This window comes from Ruegeria sp. I1, assembly GCF_056532675.1.
Genome location: NZ_JBQFNM010000002.1, coordinates 425,269 through 451,377 on the forward strand (window position 1 = coordinate 425,269; position 26,109 = coordinate 451,377).

The 26,109-nt window shown below is 57.7% G+C and carries 25 protein-coding genes and 1 pseudogene; 16 read left to right on the forward strand and 10 right to left on the reverse strand.

Annotated features, from left to right (window positions below; translation table 11 throughout):
- Positions 1–52: 52 nt before the first annotated feature.
- Positions 53–1,027 carry an arginase family protein gene (locus tag ACR0DH_RS05930; RefSeq protein WP_480547803.1) on the forward strand — a complete coding sequence of 325 codons (975 nt, stop codon included), beginning with the start codon at positions 53–55 and terminating at the stop codon, positions 1,025–1,027.
- Here the strand turns inward: ACR0DH_RS05930 and speB are convergent.
- Together speB and ACR0DH_RS05940 are read right to left on the reverse strand one after the other, a co-directional pair.
- Complete coding sequence (speB, locus tag ACR0DH_RS05935) at positions 1,024–1,992, reverse strand: agmatinase (protein ID WP_480547804.1); 969 nt, start codon at positions 1,990–1,992, stop codon at positions 1,024–1,026. The two genes, ACR0DH_RS05930 and speB, sit on opposite strands and share 4 nt — an antisense overlap.
- Before the next feature lie 72 nt (positions 1,993–2,064).
- Positions 2,065–3,585, reverse strand: coding sequence for a trimethylamine methyltransferase family protein (locus ACR0DH_RS05940; protein WP_480547805.1), 1,521 nt, complete (start codon positions 3,583–3,585; stop codon positions 2,065–2,067).
- A gap of 184 nt (positions 3,586–3,769) precedes the next feature.
- On the opposite strand from ACR0DH_RS05940, the gene ACR0DH_RS05945 reads away from it, so the two are divergent.
- The 3 genes and pseudogenes from ACR0DH_RS05945 to ACR0DH_RS05955 all read left to right on the forward strand — a co-directional run bounded on the left by ACR0DH_RS05945 (position 3,770) and on the right by ACR0DH_RS05955 (position 8,370).
- Positions 3,770–6,205, forward strand: coding sequence for a GcvT family protein (locus tag ACR0DH_RS05945; protein ID WP_480547806.1), 2,436 nt, complete (start codon positions 3,770–3,772; stop codon positions 6,203–6,205).
- 126 nt (positions 6,206–6,331) lie between these two features.
- The gene (locus tag ACR0DH_RS05950) at positions 6,332–7,303 is read left to right on the forward strand and encodes a LysR family transcriptional regulator (RefSeq protein WP_170532415.1); all 972 of its coding nucleotides are present in this window, start codon (positions 6,332–6,334) and stop codon (positions 7,301–7,303) included.
- Between the two features lie 86 nt (positions 7,304–7,389).
- A pseudogene (locus ACR0DH_RS05955) lies at positions 7,390–8,370 on the forward strand (sterol desaturase family protein).
- On the opposite strand, the gene ACR0DH_RS05960 reads toward ACR0DH_RS05955, so the two are convergent.
- The gene (locus tag ACR0DH_RS05960) at positions 8,371–9,390 is read right to left on the reverse strand and encodes a LacI family DNA-binding transcriptional regulator (RefSeq protein WP_480547808.1); all 1,020 of its coding nucleotides are present in this window, start codon (positions 9,388–9,390) and stop codon (positions 8,371–8,373) included.
- A gap of 135 nt (positions 9,391–9,525) precedes the next feature.
- Here ACR0DH_RS05960 and ACR0DH_RS05965 point away from each other — a divergent pair, with 135 nt between their 5' ends.
- The 11 genes from ACR0DH_RS05965 (at position 9,526) to ACR0DH_RS06015 (ending at position 18,553) form a co-directional block, all read left to right on the forward strand.
- The gene (locus ACR0DH_RS05965) at positions 9,526–9,711 is read left to right on the forward strand and encodes a hypothetical protein (RefSeq protein WP_170532418.1); all 186 of its coding nucleotides are present in this window, start codon (positions 9,526–9,528) and stop codon (positions 9,709–9,711) included.
- A 24-nt stretch (positions 9,712–9,735) separates the two neighbouring features.
- Entirely contained in the window at positions 9,736–10,881 is a 1,146-nt protein-coding gene (locus ACR0DH_RS05970; RefSeq protein ID WP_480540916.1) for a TRAP transporter substrate-binding protein, read from the forward strand.
- A 111-nt stretch (positions 10,882–10,992) separates the two neighbouring features.
- Positions 10,993–11,505 (forward strand): TRAP transporter small permease, encoded by a 513-nt coding sequence (locus tag ACR0DH_RS05975; protein ID WP_170532422.1) that lies wholly within the window; start codon positions 10,993–10,995, stop codon positions 11,503–11,505.
- 11 nt (positions 11,506–11,516) lie between these two features.
- Positions 11,517–12,845 carry a TRAP transporter large permease gene (locus tag ACR0DH_RS05980; protein ID WP_480547809.1) on the forward strand — a complete coding sequence of 443 codons (1,329 nt, stop codon included), beginning with the start codon at positions 11,517–11,519 and terminating at the stop codon, positions 12,843–12,845.
- A gap of 12 nt (positions 12,846–12,857) precedes the next feature.
- On the forward strand, positions 12,858–14,165 hold the full coding sequence (gene hisD / locus ACR0DH_RS05985) for a histidinol dehydrogenase (RefSeq protein WP_480547810.1): 1,308 nt from the start codon (positions 12,858–12,860) through the stop codon (positions 14,163–14,165).
- Positions 14,158–14,919: an SDR family NAD(P)-dependent oxidoreductase gene (locus ACR0DH_RS05990; protein WP_480547811.1), complete on the forward strand. Its 762-nt coding sequence runs from the start codon at positions 14,158–14,160 to the stop codon at positions 14,917–14,919. The genes hisD and ACR0DH_RS05990 overlap by 8 nt, the downstream gene beginning before the upstream one ends.
- Positions 14,916–15,893 carry an alcohol dehydrogenase catalytic domain-containing protein gene (locus ACR0DH_RS05995; protein ID WP_480547812.1) on the forward strand — a complete coding sequence of 326 codons (978 nt, stop codon included), beginning with the start codon at positions 14,916–14,918 and terminating at the stop codon, positions 15,891–15,893. Before ACR0DH_RS05990 ends, ACR0DH_RS05995 begins: the two co-directional genes overlap by 4 nt.
- 23 nt (positions 15,894–15,916) lie before the next feature.
- Complete coding sequence (locus tag ACR0DH_RS06000; protein ID WP_480547813.1) at positions 15,917–16,327, forward strand: universal stress protein; 411 nt, start codon at positions 15,917–15,919, stop codon at positions 16,325–16,327.
- Between the two features lie 50 nt (positions 16,328–16,377).
- Positions 16,378–16,884 carry a sulfopyruvate decarboxylase subunit alpha gene (comD, locus tag ACR0DH_RS06005; RefSeq protein WP_439109786.1) on the forward strand — a complete coding sequence of 169 codons (507 nt, stop codon included), beginning with the start codon at positions 16,378–16,380 and terminating at the stop codon, positions 16,882–16,884.
- On the forward strand, positions 16,881–17,435 hold the full coding sequence (gene comE, locus ACR0DH_RS06010; protein WP_480547814.1) for a sulfopyruvate decarboxylase subunit beta: 555 nt from the start codon (positions 16,881–16,883) through the stop codon (positions 17,433–17,435). The genes comD and comE overlap by 4 nt, the downstream gene beginning before the upstream one ends.
- A complete protein-coding gene (locus tag ACR0DH_RS06015) occupies positions 17,435–18,553 on the forward strand; it encodes an alpha-hydroxy acid oxidase (RefSeq protein WP_480547815.1) in 1,119 nt (372 codons plus the stop codon). Before comE ends, ACR0DH_RS06015 begins: the two co-directional genes overlap by 1 nt.
- Here the strand turns inward: ACR0DH_RS06015 and ACR0DH_RS06020 are convergent.
- Positions 18,550–19,650 carry a Hint domain-containing protein gene (locus ACR0DH_RS06020; RefSeq protein WP_480547816.1) on the reverse strand — a complete coding sequence of 367 codons (1,101 nt, stop codon included), beginning with the start codon at positions 19,648–19,650 and terminating at the stop codon, positions 18,550–18,552. The two genes, ACR0DH_RS06015 and ACR0DH_RS06020, sit on opposite strands and share 4 nt — an antisense overlap.
- Positions 19,651–20,011: 361 nt before the next feature.
- Here ACR0DH_RS06020 and ACR0DH_RS06025 point away from each other — a divergent pair, with 361 nt between their 5' ends.
- Entirely contained in the window at positions 20,012–21,415 is a 1,404-nt protein-coding gene (locus tag ACR0DH_RS06025; protein ID WP_480547817.1) for an MATE family efflux transporter, read from the forward strand.
- Between the two features lie 7 nt (positions 21,416–21,422).
- Here the strand turns inward: ACR0DH_RS06025 and ACR0DH_RS06030 are convergent, their stop codons facing one another.
- The 6 genes from ACR0DH_RS06030 to ACR0DH_RS06055 all read right to left on the reverse strand — a co-directional run bounded on the left by ACR0DH_RS06030 (position 21,423) and on the right by ACR0DH_RS06055 (position 26,108).
- Positions 21,423–22,520 carry a M56 family metallopeptidase gene (locus ACR0DH_RS06030; protein ID WP_480547818.1) on the reverse strand — a complete coding sequence of 366 codons (1,098 nt, stop codon included), beginning with the start codon at positions 22,518–22,520 and terminating at the stop codon, positions 21,423–21,425.
- Positions 22,507–22,902, reverse strand: a complete 396-nt coding sequence (locus tag ACR0DH_RS06035; RefSeq protein WP_170533094.1) for a BlaI/MecI/CopY family transcriptional regulator — start codon at positions 22,900–22,902, stop codon at positions 22,507–22,509. Before ACR0DH_RS06035 ends, ACR0DH_RS06030 begins: the two co-directional genes overlap by 14 nt.
- 65 nt (positions 22,903–22,967) lie before the next feature.
- Positions 22,968–23,369 (reverse strand): DUF2160 domain-containing protein, encoded by a 402-nt coding sequence (locus tag ACR0DH_RS06040; RefSeq protein WP_480547819.1) that lies wholly within the window; start codon positions 23,367–23,369, stop codon positions 22,968–22,970.
- An 8-nt stretch (positions 23,370–23,377) separates the two neighbouring features.
- Positions 23,378–24,175 carry a carbohydrate ABC transporter permease gene (locus tag ACR0DH_RS06045; RefSeq protein WP_058280831.1) on the reverse strand — a complete coding sequence of 266 codons (798 nt, stop codon included), beginning with the start codon at positions 24,173–24,175 and terminating at the stop codon, positions 23,378–23,380.
- Positions 24,172–25,035: a carbohydrate ABC transporter permease gene (locus ACR0DH_RS06050; protein WP_085807799.1), complete on the reverse strand. Its 864-nt coding sequence runs from the start codon at positions 25,033–25,035 to the stop codon at positions 24,172–24,174. Before ACR0DH_RS06050 ends, ACR0DH_RS06045 begins: the two co-directional genes overlap by 4 nt.
- The gene (locus ACR0DH_RS06055; protein WP_480547820.1) at positions 25,035–26,108 is read right to left on the reverse strand and encodes an ABC transporter ATP-binding protein; all 1,074 of its coding nucleotides are present in this window, start codon (positions 26,106–26,108) and stop codon (positions 25,035–25,037) included. Before ACR0DH_RS06055 ends, ACR0DH_RS06050 begins: the two co-directional genes overlap by 1 nt.
- Position 26,109 lies beyond the last annotated feature (1 nt).

Genomic DNA, 26,109 nt, shown 5'->3' on the forward strand with positions numbered 1-26,109 from the left:
CATGCGCGCCCCCGGTTCCCGCCGGGGGCGTTTTTCTGTGAGGGAGAGCGAAATGGTGGATCGTTACGAACAGTCCATGATGGACAACCTGTATTGGTGGGGCGTGCCAACACTGTTTCGCTGCCCCAATATTGGCCCTGAAGGTCAGGATATCGCTCTGGCGGGTGTGCCCCATTCCACAGGCAATGGCACCACCGAACGGGACCAGCACCTGGGCCCGCGCGCGTTGCGCCATGTCTCGGCCGTACAGCGTAGGGTTCATTCGCTGTTTCAGATCGACCCGTGGACCAGTGCGAAAATCGCAGACGTGGGCGATGTGCCGTTTCCGCGAGCCAATGATAACGAAGCCTGTATCGAGCAGATCACCAAGTTCTACAAAGATATTGATGCAGCAGGTGCGCGCCCGGTTTCGATTGGTGGCGATCATTCGATCACCGGTGGAATTGTTCAGGCGCTAGGCTGTGGCAAGCTGGCGGGGGGCGAGCCGGTGAGCTTTCTGCATTTTGACGCGCATACCGATGTATTTACCAAAGTGGATCACTTCCTGGGCGCCAAGAAATCGGCCGCGCATTGGGGCGCGTATTTGGCTGATCAAGGGCAGGTTGATCCAAGCCGATCCATGCAGATTGGCTTACGGGGGCATCCGCGCAGTCTGGACTGGCTCCAGCCATCTTATGACTACGGCTATAACATCGTGACAATGCGCGAGTTTCGGCAGCGCGGTCTTGCTGATGTGTTGGCGCAAACGCGCGAAGTGCTAGGCGACCGTCCGGTCTATATCACCTTCGATCTGGATTGCCTCGACCCGACCGTTGCGCCTGCGGTATCCAATCTGGAACCCGGCGAGAAGGGTTTCGATATTGATGAGGCTGTGGGCCTTCTGCATGCCGCGCGCGGCTTGAACATTATCGGAGGAGACGTGGTCTGTATGATGCCCACCAAGGACAGCCCGAACAATATCACCGCGCTGACAGCGGCGGCGGTGATGTTCGAGATGATTTCGATGATTGCCGAAAACGTCAGTTAGCGGCGCGCGTCCACGGCCTGTGCCAGAACACAGAGCAATTCGAACATCAGCGAAATCCCCAACCACGCGGTGCCTCCGTTTGGATCGAACGGGGGGGCGACCTCGACCAAATCCGCGCCCATAAGGTTCACGCCGGACATTTGGCGAATGACCTGTTGCGCCTGAAAGCTGTTGGGGCCGCCGATTTCCGGCGTGCCGGTGCCAGGCGCATAAGTCGGATCGACAAAGTCGATGTCATAGGTGCAGTAGGTTGGTGCAGTACCGACAATCTGTCGAACCTCGGCCATGACATCGTCGATGCCACGGTCGAACAGCTCTTCGATGCGAATGATGCGAATACCCTGCGCCTCGCCCCATTCGATATCCTCGGTGTTGTAGGCGGTGCCGCGAATGCCGATCTGCACAAAGCGTTTAGGATCGACCAGACCCTCCTCGACCGCGCGGCGGAACGGGGTGCCGTGGGTGAATTTGTGACCGCCGAAATAGGTATCGAACAGGTCGGTGTGACTGTCGAATTGGACCAGCCCCAGCGGGCCAGACGATGCCAAGGCGCGCAGGACGGGCAGGGTCGTCAGGTGATCCCCACCAGCGGTAAGCGGGGTGATGCCATCTGCCACCAGACGACTGTAGAAGCTGGTCACGCGACCCAGCGTGTCGTCAATGTCCACCGGGTTGGGCGCAACATCGCCCAGATCGGCGCAGTTCACCAAGGAGAACGGGCTGACGCCGGTGACCGGGTTCATGGCGCGGATCATGGTGGAATAGTCGCGCAATTGCCGGGGACCATGCCGCGCGCCGGGCCGGTTTGTCGTGCCGCCATCCCAGGGGATGCCGACCAGTGCCAGATCGACGTCTTTGAATCGCTCGTGTTCGGGTGTCAGGTTCGGCAGGCGCATGAAGGTTGGAACACCCGCAAATCGCGCAAGCTCCATCGCTGATACCGGTTGAAAAAAAGCGTCTGCCATGGTGACCCCTTGATCCTAATCTTCCTGCGACCCTAACCGGCTGGCGGCGTGCCGCCAATCGATTGTTTGGGGTTAGTAGAGAATGTGAAACCGTTTGCGGATCTCCGCGTCCTGCTCGGGCGTCAGATAGGCCGGGCGGTGCGTTTGAAGGGTTTCGATCGCCTGTTCGCGGGCGTTGGTCCAGGCGTCCTTTGCACCGTCCTCTTGCCATGTGCGCGGCTCGGTTCGGTCTGCAAGGGCAGGGTAGAAATAGTCCCGCTCCATCGCCTCATATGTATGAGAACTGCCAAGAAAATGACCGTCGCCCAGAACCGACTGGCAGATCGCCTCGAAGCCAAGGTTTTCTTCGGTGACCTCGATCCCCCGCAGCGCGCGATAGGTGTGAGAGTGCATTTCGTTGTCCAGCACAAAGGCTTCAAAACTCGCGCCCAGCAGCGATGCGGTCATGCCTGAGCTTTCATAGATCAGATTGCCGCCCGCCAAAGCCGCCGCCAATGAGGTCATGCCCTTCTCGACACCATATTGAGCGTCAATCGCCTTCGCATCGGTCATCGAGGCTGCAACGCCCGAGGGCAGGCCCAGCCAATTGATGATCTGGGCCGAGGCGGCGTTCAGGATGGCGGTTTCGCCGCTGCCGCCCGCAAAGGCCCCAGTCCGTAGGTCGACGATGAAGGGCCAGTTTGAAAACACCATGGGAAAGCCGGGCTGGATCGTGTTGACCATCACAAGACTGGCCAGGGTTTCCGCCAGTGATTGTGCCAGAAACCCGGCCAGCGTAGCGGGTGCGGTTGCTCCGGCCTGCGCGGCAGTGATGCAAGACATCGGGATGTTGTGACGGGCGCATTCATAGACAACGTCTACCGCATCTTCACCATATCGCAGCGGAGAGATCACGGGGCTGATATGTGCCTTCAGGAACGGTCGTTTGGAAAACGCACCGGGGCCTCCTGCTGCGATATCCAATAGCGAGACAATCGGGGCCACATGCTCGGCCAGGGTGAATGAGGTTGCGACGGGTTTCGTGGTGTTTTTGACCAGCGCATAAGCGGTGTTCACGTCCAGATCGAACACATCAGGCACATCCGTTGCCACGCAGCATCGGGTGAACCAACTGACATTGGCCAGTGTGTCCTGTAGCCGGGTGAAATCATGCAGGTCGGCAAGAGTTGACGGGCGATAAACACCGCTCTCAAGGTCCAGTGTCTGAACCGCAGCGCCTCCGGTTCCAAAAAACACCCGATCACCACCGACTTCGATAGAGCGGGCCTCGTCCCGCCCATGTAGGGTGAAGGTTTTGGCGGCTGTGCCGATTGCGTTTTCAACCATGCTGCGCGGAAACCGAACGCGGTCTCGTTCAGTCTTCAATGCGCCCGACGCCAGTAGATCCCTGCGCAGCCGATCCGGAACTTCGCCCATTCCGAGTGTTTCCAACAGGCGAAGTGCGGTGTCATAAATCCGGAAAATCTCGCCCTCGGTCAGTGGTTTGTAATACCCCCCAACCTGACCGGGAGCGCAGGGATCAACCTCGGGCTTGGCTGCCCGTTGCGCATGGCGCGCCTTGCGGCCGCTTCTTCTGTTTCCATCCGATGCCATGCGGGGGCGTTCCTTTGTCTTATCTGGACCCACCGTAAAACTCACATATTGTTTCCCGCAAAACCAGAAATCAGCCTTTTGAAATCTAAAACCATAGTTTCGATTTTTTCAAACTCGCAAAACCTGCGTTGCTGACAGGTCGGGTTTGTCGCCACCATCTGAAAGACGCAGGAGGGAGCGCGCGATGAAATCACGCACAAAAGTCGTAGTGATCGGAGGGGGGATCGCCGGATGTTCGACCCTGTACCACCTGACGCAGGAAGGCTGGAGCGATGTGGTTCTGGTCGAGCGGGATGAGCTGACCTCGGGCACCACCTGGCATTCTGCCGCGCAGGTGACGAATTTCGGCATGAACCAGACGATGGTTGGGCTGAAATCCCACTCGATCCGTTTGTACAAGGAATTGGCTGACGATCCGGATTATCCGATCAACTACCACCACGCCGATGGGGGCATTCGGCTGGCCAATACCGAAGCGCAAATGCAAGGCTATCGCCATTTCGCCTCGATGGCGCGGGGTATGGATGTCCATTTCGAGGTGATCGATGCTGAGGAATGCGCCCGCAGGCATCCTTTGATTTCGACCGACAATCTGGCCGGAGGGCTGTGGGATCCGCTGGATGGCGCTATTGATCCGGCGCAACTGTGTCAGGCTCTGGCGCGGCGTGCCCGCAAGGCAGGGGCTGAGGTCTATCGCAATACACCGGTGACAGGGCTGGTCCAGCACAGCGATGACACCTGGACCGTGCAGACAGAACATGGCGATATCGACTGCGACATCGTCGTGAATGCCTGCGGCTATCGCGTGAACGAAGTCGGCGCGATGATGGGGGTTCAGCACCCGGTCGCATCGATGGAGCATCAGTATTTCCTGACAGAAGAGATCGCAGCCATTCGCGATGCAGGCCACCGGATGCCGCTGCTCAGATGTCCGATCAGCGACTACTATTGCCGTCAGGAAAAGAACGGCTTGCTGGTTGGGTTTTACGAACAAGATTGCAAAACCTGGGGCATGGACGGGATTGATCCAAATTTCGTCAACGCCTTATGCCCAGATGATCTGGACCGCGTAACGGACGTTCTGGAGGGGGCCTTCGCCCGGATGCCCGCCCTGATGGAGGTTGGTATTCATACTGTCGTTAACGGCCCGATCACCTACACGATAGATGGTGCGCCTTTGGTTGGGCCGATACCCGGCAAGCGCAACGCATTCTGTATTATCGGCCTACGCGCTGGCCTGGGCGAGGGGGGCGGGCACGGCTGGCTGTTGGCTCAACAGATCGTGCATGGCGAGGCCTGCTATGACACCTGGTGTCTCGACCCGCGGCGCTTCACCGGTCATGCCAATGTCGAGATTACGGCGCTGAAAGCCATTGAGGACTATCAAAACGAATTCCGATTTCATTTTCCACACGAACATCGCCCCGCGGGACGTCCGGCCAAAACCACGCCTTTAACCCCGGTTTTGGCGGCGGAAGGGGCGGAATTCACTGTGGTGAATGGGTGGGAACGCGTCGACTATATCAAACCCCATCCTGAGTTCGAACCGACCCTCGGTTTCGACTTTGACGAAAGCTTCGACATCGTCGCATCCGAAGTCCAGAACGTGCAAACCAATGTTGGACTGGCGGAGGTGAATGGGTTCAACCGGATCGAGATCACCGGATCGGACCGCCATGCCTTTCTGGACCGCATGTTCTGCGGCACGGTGACGAAACGCGAAGGCCGGGTGGGGCTGGGATACCTTCTGAACCATCACGGAATGATCAAAGCTGAGGCGACGGTTGCAAACCTGCCCGCCAGTGATCGCGGCCCTGCGCGCGTCTGGTATGGCTCGGCGGCGGCCAGCGAATATCATGACATGGATTGGCTCAACCAGCATCTGCGCGCGGGCGAAGATGTGCAGATCAGAAGCCTGACCAACGACCAGACGATCCTTGTTTTGGCAGGCCCAAATGCCCGCGCGGTCTTGGCCGGATGTGCCCGGGGTGATTGGTCAGCAGACGCGTTTCCATGGCTCAGCGTGCGGGAGTGTTTTGTCGGTATTGCACCCGCGACGGTAATGAACTTGAGTTTTTCGGGCGAGCTTGCCTATGAAATCCATGTACCCAATTCATCGCTCTATGCCGCATACTTAGCTTTGCGCCAGGCTGGGCGCGCGTTTGATATGCGCCTGTTTGGCGCGCGCGCGGTCGAGTCGATGCGAATGGAGAAAGGCTTTCTGCATTGGAAAGCCGATCTGATCACTGAATTCGATCCTTATGAGACCGGTTTGGCCCGGTTTGTAAAACCTCAGAAAGGTGATTTTATCGGGCGAGAGGCCTTGGTAGAGCGGCGCGAAAAAGGGCCGTCCAAATGCCTCGTGACGCTTGCTGTGCAAACCGACCAAGCGCCAGCACATGGCGGGGCCTCCGTGATGCAAATGGGGCGTGTGGTCGGGACGGTGACGTCGGGCGAATGGGGGCATCGGACAGGGCTGAACCTAGCCTATGCCTTTGTCGAGCCCGACTGTGCCGACATCGGCACCAAACACGAAATCGACATGTGTGGAACGCGAGTTGACGCAATGATCATCGCGCCTTCGCCCTATGATTCACAGTTTGAGCGAATGCGGAGCTAGGCACTAAATTGCGCAATTTGGCAATTTAAGCCGCCTTCTTGCCCTCAAATTCAACTTCCGCATTGCCGTCTCTGCGATTCTCTGTTTCGGTTTTTCCGAAACAGAGAGGCGGGAGGAGACACGCGGATGTCGAAATCGCTAAGTTTGCGCTGGCTGGAGGTGTTCCAGTTGATCGCCAAGTCCGGATCCATCCAGCAAACGGCGTCTGAAACGGGGTTGTCGATCAGTACCGTTTCGAACCATCTGCGCAGTCTGGAAACCGCGCTGGGGATCGATCTGGTTGATCACGGGCGCCGCCCGATGGGCCTTACCCCTGCAGGCGAAGTGTTCGCGCGATATGTGCGTGAGGGGCTGACCGTACTGAAACGGGGCGAGGCGGAAATCCGGTCTGGGAACTGGCTGCACGCCACATCTCTGCGATTGGCGTTGGTTGATGATTTTGACAACCAGGTCGCGCCGGAACTGTTCCGCTATCTGGCGCAGACGCTTCCCCGGTGTAACTTTCGGCATTTCACCCGTCCGAGCCATGAAATCATTGTTAAGTTGCAGGAGCATAAGCTGGATGCCGGTGTTGCCACACGCCCACCGGGCCGGACAGACGGGCTGATCGAATACCCGTTGCTACGCGATCCGTTCCTGGTCATCCTGCCAAAGACCTATTCCGGCACGGTAGAAGACGTTCTGAAACCAGATGCTGATTTACCGTTCCTGCGGTATTCCCGCGACTACACGATCGGAAAGCAGATCGAAATTCAGCTGACGCGCAGTAAAATTAATCTGCCCAACCGGTTCGAGCTAGAGTGCAACCAGTCCATCGCCGGTCTGGTTGCCGAAGGCAGTGGATGGGCCGTGACCACCGCCGCCAGCTTTCGACGTGCGCGCAGGTTTCACGACAACATCAACGTGCAGCCCTTTCCCGGCAGAAACTTTGCGCGCACCGTGTCTTTGTTCACGACCGAAGTCTATCCGTCCTCAACGTCGATGCTGATACACCGCGTGCTGAGCAAACTGATCAAGCAAAACTATTGTGACCCAATCTGCACCAGATATCGCTGGATCGAACAGGACTTTCGCGTTTTGCCGCTCGAATCCGCATAGCAAGAGCAGGCGCAGAACCGAACAATCCCTTTGTCCACGGCTTGGTTCGTGCCAGACTGACACGCATACGCAGCGGGATGGCGCAGATGTCTGAACCGAAGTTGAAAGGCTGGAACCATATCCCAGAGGTTCCGATACAGGTTTCCCCCTTTTTCAGGTGGCCGCTCAGACCGCTTTCTATGCTGCGCTGGGTTTGGGGATCCTGGCTTCTGATTTCTTAGAAGCTCATCATCCTTGCAATCTCCTGTGCCTGCTATCTGTGGCTCAGCCCCAGCTTGGAGGATGCGGCGCAGCTAGAGATCGGGTGGATCGCGCAGATTTATGTTCGAAATCTGGTTCTGATCTTTTGTATCGCGGGGCTGCTGCATTTGTGGTTCTACAAATACTCGGCGCAGGGGGACCAGCTAAAATATGATCCTCGGCCTTTGATGCTGAAGGGTAAGCAATTTACCCTGGGCGGGCAGGTGCGCGACAACATGTTCTGGACGTTAGGGTCAGGAGTGTTCTTCTGGTCTGCCTACGAAGTGTTGATGTATTGGTCGCTGGCAAATGGCTATGTCCCGCTGGTGACATGGGGGGCAAATCCGATCTGGTTTGTGGCGATCTTCCTGCTGATCCCGCTTTGGGAAAGCTTCTATTTCTATTGGATTCACAGGCTGATCCACATCCCTTTTCTGTACAAACACATCCATGCGGTCCACCACAGGAACGTCAATGTAGGGCCATGGTCCGGGCTGTCTATGCATCCGGCGGAACATGCGATCTATCTGGGCTCGGTGCTGATCCATTTTGTGGTTGGCGCGCATCCGCTGCACATCATCTTCCACCTGCAATACTACACGCTGACAGCGGTGACGACGCATACGGGCTTTCAGGGGTTGGTGATCAAAGACAAAAACAGGCTGGCCCTGGGCACGTTCCACCACCAAATGCACCATCGATATTTCGAATGTAACTACGGCTCGCTTGAGATACCTTGGGATAAATGGTTCGGATCGTTCCATGACGGCACGGTTGAGGCCAATGAGCGTATGCAAGAACGCCGCAAGTCGATCATGGGCAAATAGTCAGACAGCCGGGCCCAATGACTCGCGGTTGATCACATTGGTTTCCAACCGCAGCGATTGGCCGGTTGAGCCTGTTTCGATCATATCAATCAGTTCGATTGCCGCTTTGCGACCCATTTCACGATGGGGGACATGCACGGTGGTCAAAGATGGGCTTATGATCCGCGCCAATTCGATGTCATCGAACCCGGTGATCGAGACTTCATCCGGTATAGAGATGCCCATCTTTTCTGCCTGACGTACTGCACCGACGGCCAGAACGTCATTGCCGCAAAGAACGGCGGTCGGGCGTTGGGGCAGGGACATCAGCTGTTCGAAAGCAGCAGCACCATTTTCGATTTCATAGGTGGTTTCGATCACGGACAACGACGCCTCGGGCAGGCCCTTTGCCTGCATTGCGTCCCTTATCCCATCGATCCGGAACCGCGCGCGGTCATTGCCTTGCGTAAACGCAGATATCGCCGCTAAGCGCGTGTGACCAAGTTTTATCACCTGTTCTGCGAGGGTTTGCATTGCCTCACGGTTGTCGAATCCAACCGATGGGGCGCTTTGGTTCGGGGCAAAAGACCAGGCGACAACGACCGGAATTTTCTGCCGATCCAGATAGTCGAATATGCGCGGATCACGATCATGGCCGATCAACAAGAGCCCATCTGCCCCGCGCGCGACGAGGGTGCGAATTTGCTCTTCTTCAGCCTCGGGCTGATAGGCCGAACTGGACACCAGAAGGGTATAGCCCTGGTTGTGAATTTCTTCCTGAAAAGCCTGTAACCCTCTGGCGAATATTGCATTTTCCATCGTTGGGATGATAGCGCCGATGGTGAAAGATCGTTTTGCGGCCATCACCCGTGCTGCGAAATTTGGGGTATAGCCCAGTTCTGAAACCGCAGTCATCACCCGGGTGCGCGTCGCCTCAACCACGCGCTTTGGGTCGTTCAGGCATCGGGACACCGTGGCCGTAGAGACGCCTGCCTTTTTAGCGACATCATCCAAGGTAGGCGCTGACCGGGTTTTTGGCATTTTCAAACTCAAACTTCGATTTCTTTGAACTTTATCCTGTTCGAGGGTCTGGGGGAAGCATCAATGTAAGCGCTTGCATTTGCGATGTAAGCGCTTACAAATGAAGATGGGCCGATTCTATAGGGAGTCCCGGAAATGTTCCTTGCAGCCTCGATTGTCGTGTTCGTCATCTATTTTGCGAACGTTGCCTTGGGGGCCTTCGCCAATGCTGCAGTTTTCGGAGATGTCGGAGAAATGTTGGTCCTGTTCGCGGCGTCGATCCTGTTCGTTGTCGCAATTCTGAAAAAAGAGGCTGACCGCGATACCGAAAACGGCGGCTGAATTTTCTGCTTGGGAGGGCACTTAATGCACAACGACAAAAACGATCTGGCGTCCGCGGAGCGCCGCAATTTCCTGAAACTGAGCGCCAGTGGCGCATTCACAGCCGCCCTCGTCGCGGGCGCTGGCGGGGTGCTTTGGTCATCCGAGGCCGCAGCACAAACCGCCAAGGAAGAAAGCGAGCGTGAAAAGGCGGCCGATCATGTGATGACCGTTGCAACCGCTTATGTGCTGGGCGCGTCGCGCAGCTATCCGATCATGCAGTTGGACCTGAAGGAAAACATCCAAAATGCAACCAACGGCAAAGTCTATGTCAAATTGGCGCCGGGTGGTCAGCTGGGCGCAGGTGGCTCACTTGTACAGAAAGTGCAGGGTGGAACCATTCAGGCCGCGCAGCATTCGCTGTCGAACTTTGCGCCGTTTGCCTCGACGGTTGACCTGATCAACATGCCGTATCTTTGCGGCTCGAACCAGCGCTTTACCAATCTAGTACACTCTGACACCTGGAAGAATGAGGTTCACCCGAAAGTCGAGGCTGCGGGCTTTAAGGCGCTGTTCTATGTCGTCATCGATCCTCGCGTGGTTGCAGTGCGTCAAGGCGGCGATGCCGTGATCACGCCCGGCGATATGAGTGGGATCAAGTTCCGCGTGCCAGGCTCGAAGATGCTGCAGCAATACTACCGAATGGTCGGTGCCAACCCGACGCCTGTCGCCTGGGGCGAGACCCCCTCGGCCATCAAGCAGGGCGTGGCCGATGCGCTTGACCCATCGGTGGGCGCGCTGTTTGTCTTTGGCTTCAAGGACATCCTCAGCCATGTGACCTTTACGCAGGCAGTTCCGGACAGTCAGGTTTATTCTTGTAACCTGGAATGGTTCAACTCGATGCCCGCCGATGTGCAGGAAGGCATCATGTGGGGTTCGGAAATGACCAGCCACCAGAACCTGTCCAAGGTTCCTTCAGCGCGCGCCTATGCCATGGCCGAGCTGAACAAGGCGGGCGTTCAGTTCCACTCACTCAGCGACGATCAACTGGCCGAATGGCAGGACGCAGGCGGCTATCAGAACGCCGACTGGGATCCGTTCAAGACCGAGCTGGCCGGATCGATGGACAACTTCGAGAAACTGGTCGAAGCAGCCGGTACGCAGGGCAAATACTACGTCCACGACGCCTAAGGCGATCTAAACGGGTGCGCCGCAGCGCACCCGTTTGCACCACAATAAGCAGCATATTGAAGCGGTTATCGTGACCGCATTCTGAAGTGCTGCCAAGAATTGGAACCGGACATGACTGTACTTCAGAAAATAGACCGGGACGCCGAGCGTTGGCTGTTGCTGGTGTTCTACGTGATGCTGGTCATCACCATGGCAATCGAGGTGCTAAGACGCGAGATTTTCGCCTATTCCTCGATCTGGGGCGAAGAGATCGTCCGGTATTCCTTTATCTACCTCGCATGGATCGGAGCCGCCGCCGCAGTGAAGGAACGCGCGCATATCCGCATCGATGTGATCATGCATTACCTCGGGCCGCGCCCTAAGGCATTACTGTATATCTTCGGCGATCTGGTGATGTTCGTTGTGGCGATCATCGCCCTTTATTGGTCATACGAGGCGGTGCATGTCTCGGCGAAGTTCGGCTCGGTCACTGATGGGCTGCGTATATCGAAAGTCTGGTTCCTGATGGCAGTGCCAACCGGATTTGCGCTGATGATCTGGCGTCTGATCCAATCCCTGATGCGCGACCTGAAATCCCTTCGTGACGGTACGCCCGTCTTCGAAGGCGACAAGCTGTTTGACTGAGGAGATCTGAGATGCTTTGGAATACCCTCAATCAAACGGTCGAATTGGGCTGGGATTTTTATCTGCCCGTGATCCTGTTCGTGGGTCTGATCGCCATGGCAGTGCCCGTCTGGGCGGCGATCGGGTCTGCTGCGATCCTGATGCTTGTCATGTCCGGCGACCTGCCGCTGAGCCTCGTGGGCGAAAGCCTGTTCACCGGCATTGATGCCTTTGCCCTGACTGCTGTGCCCTTGTTCATTCTAACCGGGGATGTGCTCGTGCGCACCGGGTTATCGCGCAAGTTTCTGGACGTGGCCGAGGCGCTGACCTGTTTCGCCAAGGGCGGCTTCGGCTCGGCCACCGTGCTGGTCTGCGGCATGTTCGCGGCGATCTCGGGCTCGGACGCGGCAGGTGCTGCTGCCGTGGGCCGGATGACGATCAACCGTCTGGTCGAAAGCGGCTACCCGCGTCCCTATGCCTGTGCGCTGGTTGCGGCGGGGGCCTGTACCGGCATCCTGATCCCGCCGTCGATTGCCTATATCATCATTGGCCTTGTGCTGGGTATATCTGCCTCGACATTGTTCCTGGCTGCGCTGATCCCCGGTCTGGCCATTCTGGTTTCGATCCTGATTACCAATATCATCATGAACCGTCTTTACGGCTACGAGGGCGGCGGCATGATGACGATGGGTGAGTGGCTGACCAATCTGGGCAAGGCACTGAAATCCGGCTGGTACGCCTTCATCGTGCCGGGCATCATCTTCTACGGCATCTTCTCGGGCCGTCTGACCCCCACCGAGGCCGGGGCGACCGCCGTTGTCGTTACCATCATCATGGGCTTCATCCTGCGCACGCTGACACTGGCCGATTTCCCGTCAATGCTGGTCAGCTCGGCCAAGGTCAACGGGGTGATCCTGCCGATCATCGCCTTTTCGGCCCCATTGGCCGAGGCGCTGGCGATCATGGGTGTGCCGCAGGGATTTGTGACATCTGTTACCAATCTGACCGATGACCCGTACTTGCTGATCTTGCTGATGATCGGCATCCTGATCGCGGCAGGCTGTGTGATGGAAACAACGCCGAACATCGTGATCCTTGCGCCGATCCTGAAACCTCTGGCCGACAATATCGGCATGAACGAGATTCAGTTCTGCATCATGATGATCACCGCCCTGGGCGTGGGCTTCATCACCCCGCCGCTTGGCCTGAACCTGTTTGTTGTTTCCGGGATAACCGGAGAATCAATCCTAAAAATCGCAGCCCGTGCCGTTCCCTTTGTCTTGACCATGCTGATTGTGGTTCTGTTGATCGCGTATGTACCCGCAGTTTCAACCACATTGCTCCCTGAAATCTACCAATAGGATTTGCTGAATATGCCGCGTGACTATCTGAAAAAGGCAACCCTGACGGCGCAATCTCATGCGTCCGAGGTGCACGATACGGTCAAAACCATCCTGTCCGATATCGAGGCCGGGGGTGACGCCAAAGCGCTGGAATATGCCGCCAAATTCGACAAGTTCGAAGGCAATGTCCTGATGACTCAGGACGAGATCGACGCGGCCATCGCCTTGGTGCCCGAGAAACTGAAGGCCGATATCCGATTTGCCCATGACAACGTGCGCCGCTTTGCTGAAACGCAAAAAGCCACCGTGTCGGATGTGCAGACCGAGATCGTGCCGGGCGTTGTCGCGGGGCAAAAAGCCATCCCTGTAGATGCGGCAGGGTGCTATGTGCCTGGTGGACGCTACAGCCATATCGCCAGTGCGATTATGACGGTAACCACAGCCAAAGTAGCAGGGTGTCGCCATATCACCGCGTGCTCTCCGCCCCGTCCGGGCGAAGGCGTCGCACCTGCGATCGTCTACGCCGCGCATATCTGCGGAGCCGACAGCATCTTGGCGATGGGTGGTGTACAAGGCGTGGCTGCCATGACCTATGGCCTGTTCGGATTGCCACGCGCGAATATTCTTGTCGGGCCTGGCAACCAGTTCGTGGCCGAGGCAAAGCGTATTCTCTACGGCAAGGTCGGTATCGACATGATCGCGGGCCCGACGGACAGCTTGATCCTGGCCGATGGCAGCGCAGATGCACATGTGGTCGCGACCGATTTGGTCAGTCAGGCCGAGCACGGGTATAACTCGCCCGTCTGGCTGGTGACCGATGATCGGGAGTTGGCAGAAAAAGTGATGGAGCTTGTGCCCGCGCTGATTGAGGACCTGCCCGAACTTAACCGTGAAAACGCATCTGCTGCTTGGCGTGACTATGCCGAGGTGATCGTTTGTGCGGATCGTGAAGAAATGGCCGCCTGTTCCGACGACTATGCGCCTGAACACCTGACCGTTCAGGCTGAGGATCTGGATTGGTGGCTGAACCGGCTGACTTGTTATGGCTCGCTGTTTCTGGGTGAAGAAACCACCGTGTCCTACGGTGATAAAGCCACCGGGACCAATCATGTTCTGCCCACTTCAGGCGCGGCCAGCTATACCGGTGGCCTGAGTGTTCATAAATATATGAAAATCGTGACATGGCAGCGGGCAACGCGTGAAGGGTCCAAGCCTATCGCAGTCGCAACGGCGCGTATTTCGCGTCTGGAGGGGATGGAGGGTCATGCCCGTGCCGCTGATGTGCGTCTGGCCAAGTATTTCCCGGATGAGCAATTCGACCTGACCGCAGATGGATGACCCACGCGCGCTCTTTGATCTGACAGGGCGCGTGGCCTGTGTCACTGGTGCAAGCTCGGGACTGGGGCGACGGGTGGCTTTGGTTCTGGCGCATGCCGGGGCCAGAGTTGTGGGTGTTGCACGGCGGGCCGATGCGCTGTCTCAACTATGCGATGAGATCGGGGCAAATGCCGCCGCTGTGACGGGCGATGTCGCGGATCGTGAGAATATGGGCGCGTTGGTGGGCGAGATTTCATCCCATTTTGGTGCACCCGATATCATCGTCCACGCCGCAGGTGTGAATACCCGTGAGGCGGCCGATGACGTGACCGGGCAGGGGTGGGACGCGACATTGGCCCTGAACCTGAGCGCGCCGTTCTTCTTGAGCCAGGCGATGGTGCCCGCGATGAAGGAAAAAGGCTGGGGTCGGGTTGTGAATTTTGCCTCGCTGCAAACCACACGCGCCTTTCCCGGCGGCATCGCTTATGGCGCGACCAAGGCCGGGATCGGGCAATTGACCCGCGCGATGGCCGAGGCATGGTCGCCCTACGGCATCACCGCCAATGCGATCGGGCCGGGGTTCTTCCCGACTGAGCTGACGCAGGCTGTGTTTGATGACCCGGATCGTGCCGCCCGAAACGCCGCTCAAACCTGCATCCAGCGCAACGGCCGGATGGAAGATATGGACGGGCCGATCCTGTTTCTGTGCTCGAAAGCCTCGGATTATGTCACTGGGCAGGTCCTCATGGTTGATGGGGGGTTCACCGCGAAATGAAAGCGCTTGTGTATGAGGGGGTCGAAGAGGTTGCGTATCGGGATATGCCCGACGCTGTACCCGGCATGGACGAGCATCTTATCCGTGTCCAGGCGGTTGGCATCTGCGGCTCGGATATGCATGCCTATCTCGGGCATGATGCCCGGCGTCCGGCACCGCTGATCCTCGGCCACGAGGCCGCGGGTGTAATCGTCGGCGGCCCGCGTGATGGTACGCGCGTGACGATCAATCCGCTTGTGTCCTGCGGGCTGTGTTCGGCTTGCATCTCGGGCCGGGAAAACCTTTGCCCGCAGCGCCAGATCATCTCGATGCCTCCACGCGAAGGGGCCTTTGCGCAATATGTGTCGATGCCCAACCGAAATCTGGTTGAAGTGCCAGATGGTGTGCCATTGGACAAAGCCGCCTTGGCCGAACCCTTGGCCGTTAGCTGGCACACCGTTCGACTGGCCGTTGAAGCATTGCATCCGACCAGCGAAAAACGCGCATTGGTTTTGGGCGGCGGCGCCATTGGTCTGGCTGCGGCATTGGCTTTGAGAGCGATGAGCATTGAGGATGTGACGCTGGTTGAGCCGAACTCTGGACGACGCACATTCTTGCAAGGGCTAGGATTTCGCGTCCTAGATGAAGCCGCGGGAACCTATCCGATTGTGATTGATGCGGTCGGTTATGCAGCCACGCGCGCGACGGCGTCGGCCTGTGCAGAACCTGGTGGGGTGATTGCGCATGTCGGCTTGGGTGAGGATACAGGCGGGCTAGATATCCGTCGCATGACATTGCAGGAAATCACCTTTATCGGCACGTATACCTACACCGCCGAAGATTTCCGCCAAACGGCGCAGGCCATATTCGATGGGCGTTTGGGTGCCTTAGACTGGACCGAAGCGCGCCCTCTGTCCGAAGGGGCGCAGGCGTTTCGCGACCTGCGCTCTGGCGTGGTTACCGCGCCAAAGATTATCCTGGACCCGTGGGAATAGACCGGGCTGAAAAGGAGATTGATATGTATAAGAAAGTTCTTGTTCCTATGGCGCTGGATCACGGCATCTCGCAGCACACGCTGGAGGTTGCCCGCGCCCTGTCTGAAGACGGGGCCGAGATCGTTGCCTTGCATGTCTATGAGATGCCTCAGGGCTCGGTCAGCGCCTATCTGGACAAAACACTGGTCGCCGAAGGGTTCGAGCGTGCCCGCCGCCAGTTGCTGGACAAGGTCGAAGGGCTGGATGATGTGACTGCCGAGATTGTCAAAGGACACACGGCACGCACCATTATCGACTATGCCGACAGCAACGGTATCGATTGCATCGTGATCGGCTCGCACAAGCCGGACCTGAGCGACTATTTTCTTGGATCGACCGCCTCGCGCGTCGTTCGCCACGCACACTGTGCAGTGCATGTGCATCGCAGAACCTGAATATCGTCAATCGCGCATACCGCGCCCTAAACAGGACCAAAAGCTGGACCATGAACATAGACAAGAAGATCACTGACGATCTGGTGGCGAACGACATCTCGTTCGTGACCACCGTCCCCTGCAAGCAATTGGCTGGAGTGATAGAAGAAATCGACCAGCGCGATGAGATTTTTCACATCCCGTCGAACAAGGAAGACGAAGGCATGGGCCTGTGCGCCGGTGCCTGGATGGGCGGCAAACGCCCTGCCATCATCATGCAGAACACGGCCATTGGTGTGACCATCAACACGCTGGCAACGCTGATACAGTACTATCGGATGCCGCTGCCCATGCTGATCTCATATCGTGGGGAATTGCGTGAACCGGTGGCCTGTCAGGTCGAAATGGCTGTGCACACCAAGGCGTTGTTGGCACAGATGAACATCCCTACCTACCACTTCCACAAACAATCTGATGTCGAAGAACTCGACATGATCCTGAAATACACATTCATGTGCAACAAACCGGTTGCCATTCTAACCGATGCGAACTTCTGGGGAGGCTATGGCGACCAATGATCCGTTCCGAGATTCTGAAAGAAATCGCCCCAATCTTGCGCGACCAACTGGTGGTCTGCAACATTGGCATCCCCAGCCAGGAACTGCACGCCATCGATGACCAGCCGACGAATTTCTACATGCTGGGCACCATGGGTCTGGCTTCGTCCATTGGTCTGGGGCTTGCACTGGCGCAGCCAAAACCGGTGATAGTGATTGATGGGGATGGCTCGGTCCTGACCAATCTGGGCACGCTTCCGACCATCGCCAATAACGTGGCGGATAACTATATCCTGCTGATCGTCGACAACGGCTCTTACGGCTCGACCGGAGACCAGCCAACCTATGCGGGCCAGAAAACCTCGCTGACGAAAATGGCGCAAGCTGCCGGGTGTGAGCGGGTAATCGAATGTGCCGCGGAAGATACCGGTCGCGTCTTACAAGAAGCGCTGGACAGCAAACAGATGACCATTATCGTCAGCAAATGTGAAAGCGGCAACGCCAAGATGCCAGTTATCACAATGGACCCGGTGGTGATCCGTGACCGCTTTATGAAAGCTGTCGAGGCCTGATGGCCGCAAGCGACATTCACAGCGCAGAAGACGCCCGCCGCCTTGCGCGGCGGCGTTTGCCGTGGATGGTGTTCGACTATATCGATGGTGCTGCGGGGGCTGAGGTCGGGGCCACGCGCAATCGGGACGCCTTGGATGCGATGACCCTTCGCCCGCGTATTCTGCGGGATGTGAGTGAGCGGTCATTGGCAAGCTCTGTCTTTGGCAAATCCACACAACGTCCCTTTGGCATTGCGCCCATGGGGATGTGCAACCTGTCGGGCCCGGGGGCTGATCTGATGCTGGCGCGTCTGTCTGCGCGCTATTCCGTACCGTTGGGCGTATCGACTGTGGCCTCCACCCCGATGGAAAAGATGCTGGAGGTGTCTGAGGGCAATGCCTGGTTTCAGCTATATTTCAGCGGGGATGGATCAGGAACCTCTAAGCTTGTGGATCGGGCGAAGGCTGCGGGATACGACACACTTGTTCTGACTGTCGATGTCCCCGAGGTTGGGCGCAGGCCCCGAGAGTTGCGGCACGGGTTCCGCATGCCGTTCCGGTTGGGTCCACGTCAGTTTCTGGACTTCGCGCTGCATCCGCGCTGGTCCTTGTCGACCCTCGTGCACGGCAAGCCGCAAATGGCCAATTTCCTGATGGACGGGTACGAGTTTGACCGAACCGAAAGCCGCGCCAAAGCAAATTGGGACACGTTGGCAAGCCTTCGGGATCGGTGGTCGGGGCATCTGGTGGTCAAAGGTGTATTGGATGTCGAAGACGCGGTTGCTCTCAAGGCTGCCGGGGTGGATGCCATTCAGGTCTCCAGCCACGGCGCCCGGCAACTTGAAAGCGCGCCCGCCCCATTTTCCATCCTGCCCGAAATCCGCGCCGCAGTCGGAGAAACACTTCCGCTGTTCTATGATAGCGGCCTACGTTCCGGCGAGGATGCGTTGAAAGCCCTTTTCACAGGCGCGAACTTCACTTTCTTCGGCCGGATCCTGCAATTCGCCATTGCAGCGGGGGGTGAAGAGGGGCTGCACCAGCTGTGGCAGGTTCTCAGCGATGAGATGAGCATCGCCATGGCCCAGATCGGTGCCACTCAGATCGCACAAGCGGCAGGTCAGAACGCCCGTCAGCCTTAGATCAAAGGGCGGTCGTTCTTAAGGTGTCGCTGCACCATATTGCGAACTTGCCGACCTTTGGATGGAATGTGTCGCGCGGATCTTACCATATACCCAGGCAGCCTAAGGTCGGGGAATAGCTCAAGAATCTCGTCGCGCGCAGCTTGGGGTAAGCAGTCCATGGCCTGCGGGCCCGTAAACAGGCTTTCTGACGGAGCTCCTTCAGCAAACACAACCTCATGGCGGTCAAATAGCATGTGGTAGTAAGTGACCGACTGGGCGTTGTCTTCACGGTTGATACCCGGCAGGTCGGTTAGCATATGAGCCGGCACCAGAACCTCTGTGGCATCGAACATCCGGGTGGCAATGGGCGAACGCACCAGCATTCTGTGTTGAGGCGACACCAAGAGGTCGCGATGTGGCAACCCTCGGCCCAAAGCACCAGCCTCAATCCGTATCGGTTTGAGCTTGGGTTTAGCCGCCAGCGCTGCCCGATCCAGTTGAGTTGACCCAATCCAGCGAATGATCTGATCCCCGTGATCAGCCGTGTAAACCAAATCACCAGCACTTAGGGAGTCGATCAGTTTCAGCCCCGACGGCGTTGCAATCAGAGTGCCAGCGGCAAAACAGGGCACATCGATAATGGAGGTTGGGTCGGTCGTGTCAGGCGCGTTTGTCGGCGTGACATTGACGACCTGGATGTTGTAGGTCAGGCCCGGGTCCAGTGGCTCAGACGTGATGTATCCGACCAGAGTGCCCTCTACTTCAACGGCATAGACGGTGATGCTGCCGCCACCGGGCACCGTCAGGATATAGGATTCCTCGAGATAGATGTCACCGCTGGCAAAGGTGGTCGACCCGTCCAGATTGGTAACAACGCCTGTTTGCGTCGCGTCATCCCCGTTTTCGTTGCTGAACCGATCGCCGTTAAACACGGTTCCCGTGTCGGGCAGCGGGTTGCCCCCGTTCAAAATGGTGCCACCTGCCGCGTCCTCGACATCAAAGATCCTGCGATCAGTTGCCGGGTCATAGCTTGTGGATAAGGTGATGGTATCCTGACCAAAAAAATTTACTGAAATGACACCCGGCGCGTAGCCGATATATGAATAGTTCGCCATGACTAAACCTGAAACTCATCCACTGGGTAAAACTTTGTCATTGTTTGGCTCTCTAAGATGTTGCGGGATGACATCCAAAAGCAACCAAGCAGCGCCACGCTTACAGCTTGTTTAAGGCGAATTATAGGCGGCGCTCCTTAAAAATTGGGCGGGTCGGTCAGAAATCCCATAACAATTTGTAAACAAATTGAGATCGACGACTGCGATCCTGGACCCTCGAGTGGGATGGACTGGGTAGAAATCACTCACGCGTCACACGCTGGCGTAAAAACCTCACACTGAGGGTTCGGATTGGAATTTGTGTTTCACATCGCTGGTGTTTCGGAACACGATTACAAAACCGCAATAACAGGACGGGACCTTGGCCGAGACTTCTGCACGTGAGGCAATATTTCTGAACGGCAGTCTGATGCGCCACGTGACGCGCATGTCGCTGACCACCAGTATCGGATTGATGGCCATTTTCGCCGTTGATTTCGTCGACATGATCTTCATTTCAATGCTGGGAAATGACGCCTTGGCTGCGGCGGTGGGATATGCGGGTACGCTGCTGTTTTTCACCAACGCGATCAATATCGGGCTGTCTATTTCAGCAGGCGCGCTTGTCGCGCGTGAGCTTGGTGCTGGTCAGCCTGAACAAGCCCGCAATTATGCCTCCAGTGTGGCTGTGATTGGTCTGATCCTGGGGTTGGCAGTCTCTGCTCTGGTGCTGTTAAACATCAGCTTTCTGCTATCTTTGCTTGGAGCCGAGGGCGAGGTTCTAAGGCTGGCAACCCGCTATGTCTCGATCATTCTGCCCACGATGTGGGTGATGTCGATTGCGATGGCATCCATGGCGGTTCTGCGAGCGCACGGGGATGCGCGCCGGTCGATGATGGCGACGATCTATGGCGGCGTGGTGAACGCGGTTCTTGACCCGATCCTGATTTTCGGGGTCGGGCTTGGGCTGGATGGTGCGGCGATTGCATCCGTGATCGCGCGTGTTTGTATGCTGGCCGCCGCCTTGTGGCCCGCCTTGCGCGTGCATCAGGCCTTTGCGCGACCCTCATTGAGACAAGTGGTACAGGATATCCGGCCTGTTCGGGCCATTGCGATCCCGGCGGTGTTGACCAATGTGGCCACACCAATCGGCAATGCCATTGTCGTGCGCGAGATTGCACAATACGGAACAGACGCCGTCGCCGGTATGGCAGTGATCGGGCGGTTGCTACCCGTGGCGTTTTCGGTGATTTTTGCGCTGTCGGGCGCCATTGGTCCCATTATCGGACAGAACTACGGGGCCGAGAAATTCGACCGTGTTCGTGCAGCTTATCTGGCGGGTATCAAATTTACTGCGATCTATGTTCTGGGTATGGCTGCGATCCTGTTTCTGCTGCGCGCACCGATTGCGGATTTGTTTGCAGCCCAGGGTGAAACCCGCACGCTGATTTACCTGTTCTGCGGCCCGCTGGCCCTCGCATCGTTCTTCAACGGGGTCATCTTTGTCGCAAACGCCAGCTTCAACAATCTGGGTCATCCGGTTTATTCAACCTGGATCAACTGGGGTCGTCACACGGTGGGCACCTGGATATTCGCGACGCTGGGGTCAAGCCTTGCCGGGGCATCTGGTGTTCTGCTGGGCCAAGCATTCGGTGGTGTCATTTTCGCTGTGATCAGCTGGGGTCTGGTCATGCGCGTGGTGTCCGGCCTGCAGCGGACACAAACGGCCGAGCCCTTCGCGGATCAGAACCGCATCCATTCGCTATTTGGTCGACGGGGCTGGTAGCGGGGTCTCAGTTCCCCTGATTGCGCGCTTGCAGCCGTTCTAGGTTCACAACGGTCGACAGCATCAGCCGATCATGGCTCCAGTCGTGCCTTTGCTGAACGGACGCCGACCCAACGGCTAGAAGACTGGCAAAGATCAGCGTCATACCCAGGAAGAAAACGGGCAGGGGGGCCACGGCCTGCGGCGCTTCGGTCAGGGCCAGAACCCTCTGACGCAACACATGTTTGGCTTTGCCGCCGCTGACCAGGGCAACGTTCAGGACACGTGGGTGGCCGACTGACACGGTGCGGGCACAATAGTCCAGCAAACAGGTGGTGTATTCGCGCGAGTCGATCCGTTTGCGTGCGACCACGGACTGATCACAGGCCAGCTCGCGCAGGCGATCAAACTGGTATTTCAGGACCAGATAGGCCGGGTTCCAGAACAGAAGTGGACGCAGCAGTTCGAACCCAAGCTCCCACTCTACATCTCCCGCGCGGATGTGCTGAAATTCGTGTGCCAACGCAAAGCGTAACTCGCGGGGGGTATCCAGTAGATGGCTGGGAAGCACCACGTGACGACGGCGCAGGCCGCGCACGGCGAACGGAACGGTGATACGATCAGATAGGCGGATATCAACCTTGTTTGACTGCCGCCAGAGAAAGCTGGTCTCGACCGTGGCGCGAATGGCAAGCGCGTCACGTGTGACACGCAGCGCCAGCACAACTGCTACACAGGCCAATACGGACAACACAAAGGTGATGGCGGTCGATTGACCGGACAGGACCTGATCCAACCAACGCTCGCGGGTGTTCAGCAACGCTTCGAATTGGGTAGCGGGCATTGCAATCTCGCCGCGCAGATAGGCGGCTACCGCAATATCGCCGAGTGCTACAGCCCGATCCGGCCAGATGAGGCTGGCCATGGCGGACACGCCAAACGCCAGCAGCGGGCTGGCCAGAACGCAGAGACACAACACCTTGAACGCGCGCAGCTGAGCGATATGGCCGCCGCGCAGCGATGTGCGGGCCAAAGCAGCGCGTGCGATCACCCAGATCACAGCGGACAGGCCCAAAACGATATTCATTTCTAGATAAGCGTCGAGTACCGGTTTAACCGCGGTCATGTTGCAGTCTCCTCTCTACCAGTGCTCGAATCTCCTCCAGATCGGTTTCGCTCAGACCTTCATCATCCACCAGTCGCGCGACCAGTGAGGCGGGCGTGTTGTCAAACAACGTCCGCGACAGGTTTTGAAGTGAGCGTGCCTGATACCTGTCCTTGTCCAGAAGCGGCCGGTAGATCAGGGTCTTGCCATCCTTGCGACTTTCAACAAATCCCTTTTCGTCGAGAATGCGCAGGATCGTGGCGCCTGATGTATAGGCCAGATTCCGTTCCGGGGGCAGGCGACCTAAAACATCACGCACCGAACCTTGCCCAAGCGCCCAGAGCTCGTTCATGAACTCCAGTTCAACCTCGGTCAGCAGGTTTGTCGTCTTTTTCTTACGCATTGATCTCGGTGTCGTCATGTTTGGTCTGCCTGTCAGACAAGCATCCTTTCGCTGTTTCGCAAAGCTTAAACTTTCCAGAAGACGAAGATGCCCCAGCCAATAGAGAGGAAAAGCGGGGTCCAGACGGGCTGACCGACCAGCCCGAGCCAGGCGAGGAAGATATAGGCCGAACCTAATAGCGTGATGAACAGCCTATCGCCCAGCGTGGTTGTCAGGCCCAACACGCCACGCCGTTCGATCCCATCGCGGTACTTGAACCCTTCGAGCAGGCCGATCAGCGCGATGGCCGAAAAGATGCCGACGAACAGGGCCAGAGTGGCCGGTGTCCAGGCCATCCAGAAATCGGGCCACAGGGGGTCGGTCCAAGAGAAGCCTTTTTCCTCTTGCTGGCCGACGCTGCCCCAGCCAGCTTGCTGGGCGACGGCTATAGTTGGGAAGAAGGGGAGGGCAAGAAGAAGTTTGCGCATATCGAACCTCACACGCGTCCCATCGCGAAACCACGCGCGATATAGTTGCGGACAAACCAGATGACGATGGCACCGGGGATGATGGTCAGTGTTCCGGCGGCGGCCAGCAGGCCCAGCTCATACCCCGCGCTCGAGGCGGTGCGGGTCATCACGGCGGCGATGGGTTTGGCCTCGACCGCGGTCAGCGTCTTGGCCAGCAGCATCTCGACCCACGAGAACATGAAGCAGAAGAAGGCCGCGACACCCACGCCCGCTTTGATGTTGGGCAGGAAGATCGTCACGAAGAAGCGCGGGAAGGAATAGCCGTCGACATAGGCGGTTTCGTCCAGTTCCTTCGGGATGCCGCGCATGAAGCCTTCCAAAATCCATACCGCCAGCGGCACATTGAACAGCGTATGCGCCAGAGCCACGGCCAGATAGGTGTCGAACAGATGGATCGACGAATAGAGCTGAAAGAAGGGCAGCGCAAAGACTGCCGCCGGGGCCATCCGGTTGGTCAGCAGCCAGAAGAACAACTGCTTGTCACCCAGGAACCGATAGCGCGAGAACGCATAGGCGGCAGGCAGAGCCACACAGACCGACAGCACCGTGTTGATCGTCACGTAGATGATCGAGTTGATGTACCCCCAATACCATGTTGGGTCAGTGAAGATGGTGATGTAGTTCTCCAACGTAAAGGTCTGGGGGAACAGGGAAAAGCCCGACAGGATCTCGTTCGTGGTCTTGAAGGACATCGCCACCAGCCAATAGATCGGCAGCATCAGGAACGCGATATAGAGGATCGGGATAAGGGACCGCTTCTTCATTGCGCGTCATCCTTTGTCATCAGAGTGTAGAAGACCCAGCTGACCAGCAGCGTGATGGCGAAGTAGATCAGGCTCATCGCAGCCGCTGGACCGAGGTCGAACTGTCCCAGCGCGATCTTCACAAGATCGATCGACAGCAAGGTGGTTGAGTTGCCGGGGCCGCCGCCAGTCAGAACGAAGGGCTCGGTATAGATGTTGAAGCTGTCCATGAAGCGCAGCAGAACGGCGATGGTCAGGACGGTTTTCATCTTGGGCAGTTGGATATAGCGGAACACCGACCATGGGCTGGCACCGTCGATCTTCGCGGCCTGATAGTAGGCATCCGGGATCGATACGAGGCCCGCATAGCACAGCAGGACAACCAGCGACGTCCAGTGCCAAACATCCATGACGACGACCGTGATCCAAGCCGACAGAGGCTGTTGCGTCATGTCATAATTGATGCCCAGAACGTCATTCAGAAAGTAGCCAAGCAGGCCGATCTTGGGCAGGGTAAAGATGTTCCACATCGAGCCGACCACGTTCCACGGGATCAGCATCGGCAGGGCCATCAGGACCAGACAAACCGGCACCCAGAAGCCTTTGCGCGGCATCGACAGGGCGACGATGATGCCCAAAGGCACCTCGATCAGCAGGATCAGGAAGGTGAACAGGAATTGCCTTCCCAGCGCGGCCTGAAAGCGGTCGGACCGCAGGATTTGCTCGAACCAGCCCAGCCCTTCCCAGAAGAACTGGTTGTTGCCGAAGGTTTCCTGCACCGAGTAGTTAACCACCGTCATCATCGGCACCAGCGCGTTGAACGCGACCAGCGCCAACACAGGCAAGACAAAGAACCAGGCTTTTTGGTTTTCCGTTCTCATCAGCTGCGCTCCTCGGTTGCGATCCAGCCGTCGCGGTAAACGCGGGATTGTTCTGGTTTGAATTGCAGGAAGACCTCTGAGCCCGGTTCAGGCACACTATGTTCGGTCACGGCCTTGAGGGCCGTATTGCCGACCATCGCGCTGACCACATAGTGGCGGCCGATATCGGACACTTTGGTAACGTGCGCCGGAATACCTGTATCGCCGAAGCCCACATATTCCGGGCGAATGCCCAGATCGGTGCGTCCTCCGTCGCCATTGGTAGGGCCTTCCAGCACCACTTCATGGCCCTCAAACACGGCCCGGTCGCCCTTGGCCTCGCAGGGTAGAACATTCATGCCGGGGGAGCCGATAAAGTGGCCAACAAAAGTGTGCTGTGGGCGCTCGAACAGCTCAACAGGTGTGCCGATCTGCACGACCTCGCCGTCTTGCATCACGACCACCTCATCCGCGAAGGTCAGGGCTTCCGTCTGGTCGTGGGTCACGTAGATCATCGTCGCTTTGACGCGCTGGTGCAGCTCTTTGAGCTTCGAGCGCAGCTTCCATTTCAGATGCGGGTCAATGACGGTAAGCGGTTCGTCGAACATCACCGCGTTCACGTCATCACGGACCAGACCGCGCCCCATCGAAATCTTCTGCTTATTGTCCGGGCTGAGGCCGCTGGCGCGGGTGTTCAGCATATCCTTGACGTCCAGCATCTCGGCAATCTCATCGACGCGGCGCTTGATCGTCGCGGCATCGACGCCTCGGTTCTTCAGCGGAAAAGCCAGGTTTTCGCCCACGGTCATCGTGTCGTAGATCACCGGGAACTGGAACACCTGCGCGATGTTGCGCTGATCGGGTGGCAGGGCTGTAACATCCTGACCGTCAAACAGAATCTGCCCCTCAGACGGCGTCAGCAGCCCCGAGATGATATTGAGCAGAGTGGACTTGCCGCAGCCCGAGGGGCCCAGTAGCGCATAGGCTCCGCCATCACGCCAAGTCACGTCGATCTCTTTCAGCGCATAATCCTCGGGGCCTTTCGGCGATGGCATATAGCTGTGTCGCAGGTTGGAAAGCTTGATCTGTGCCATG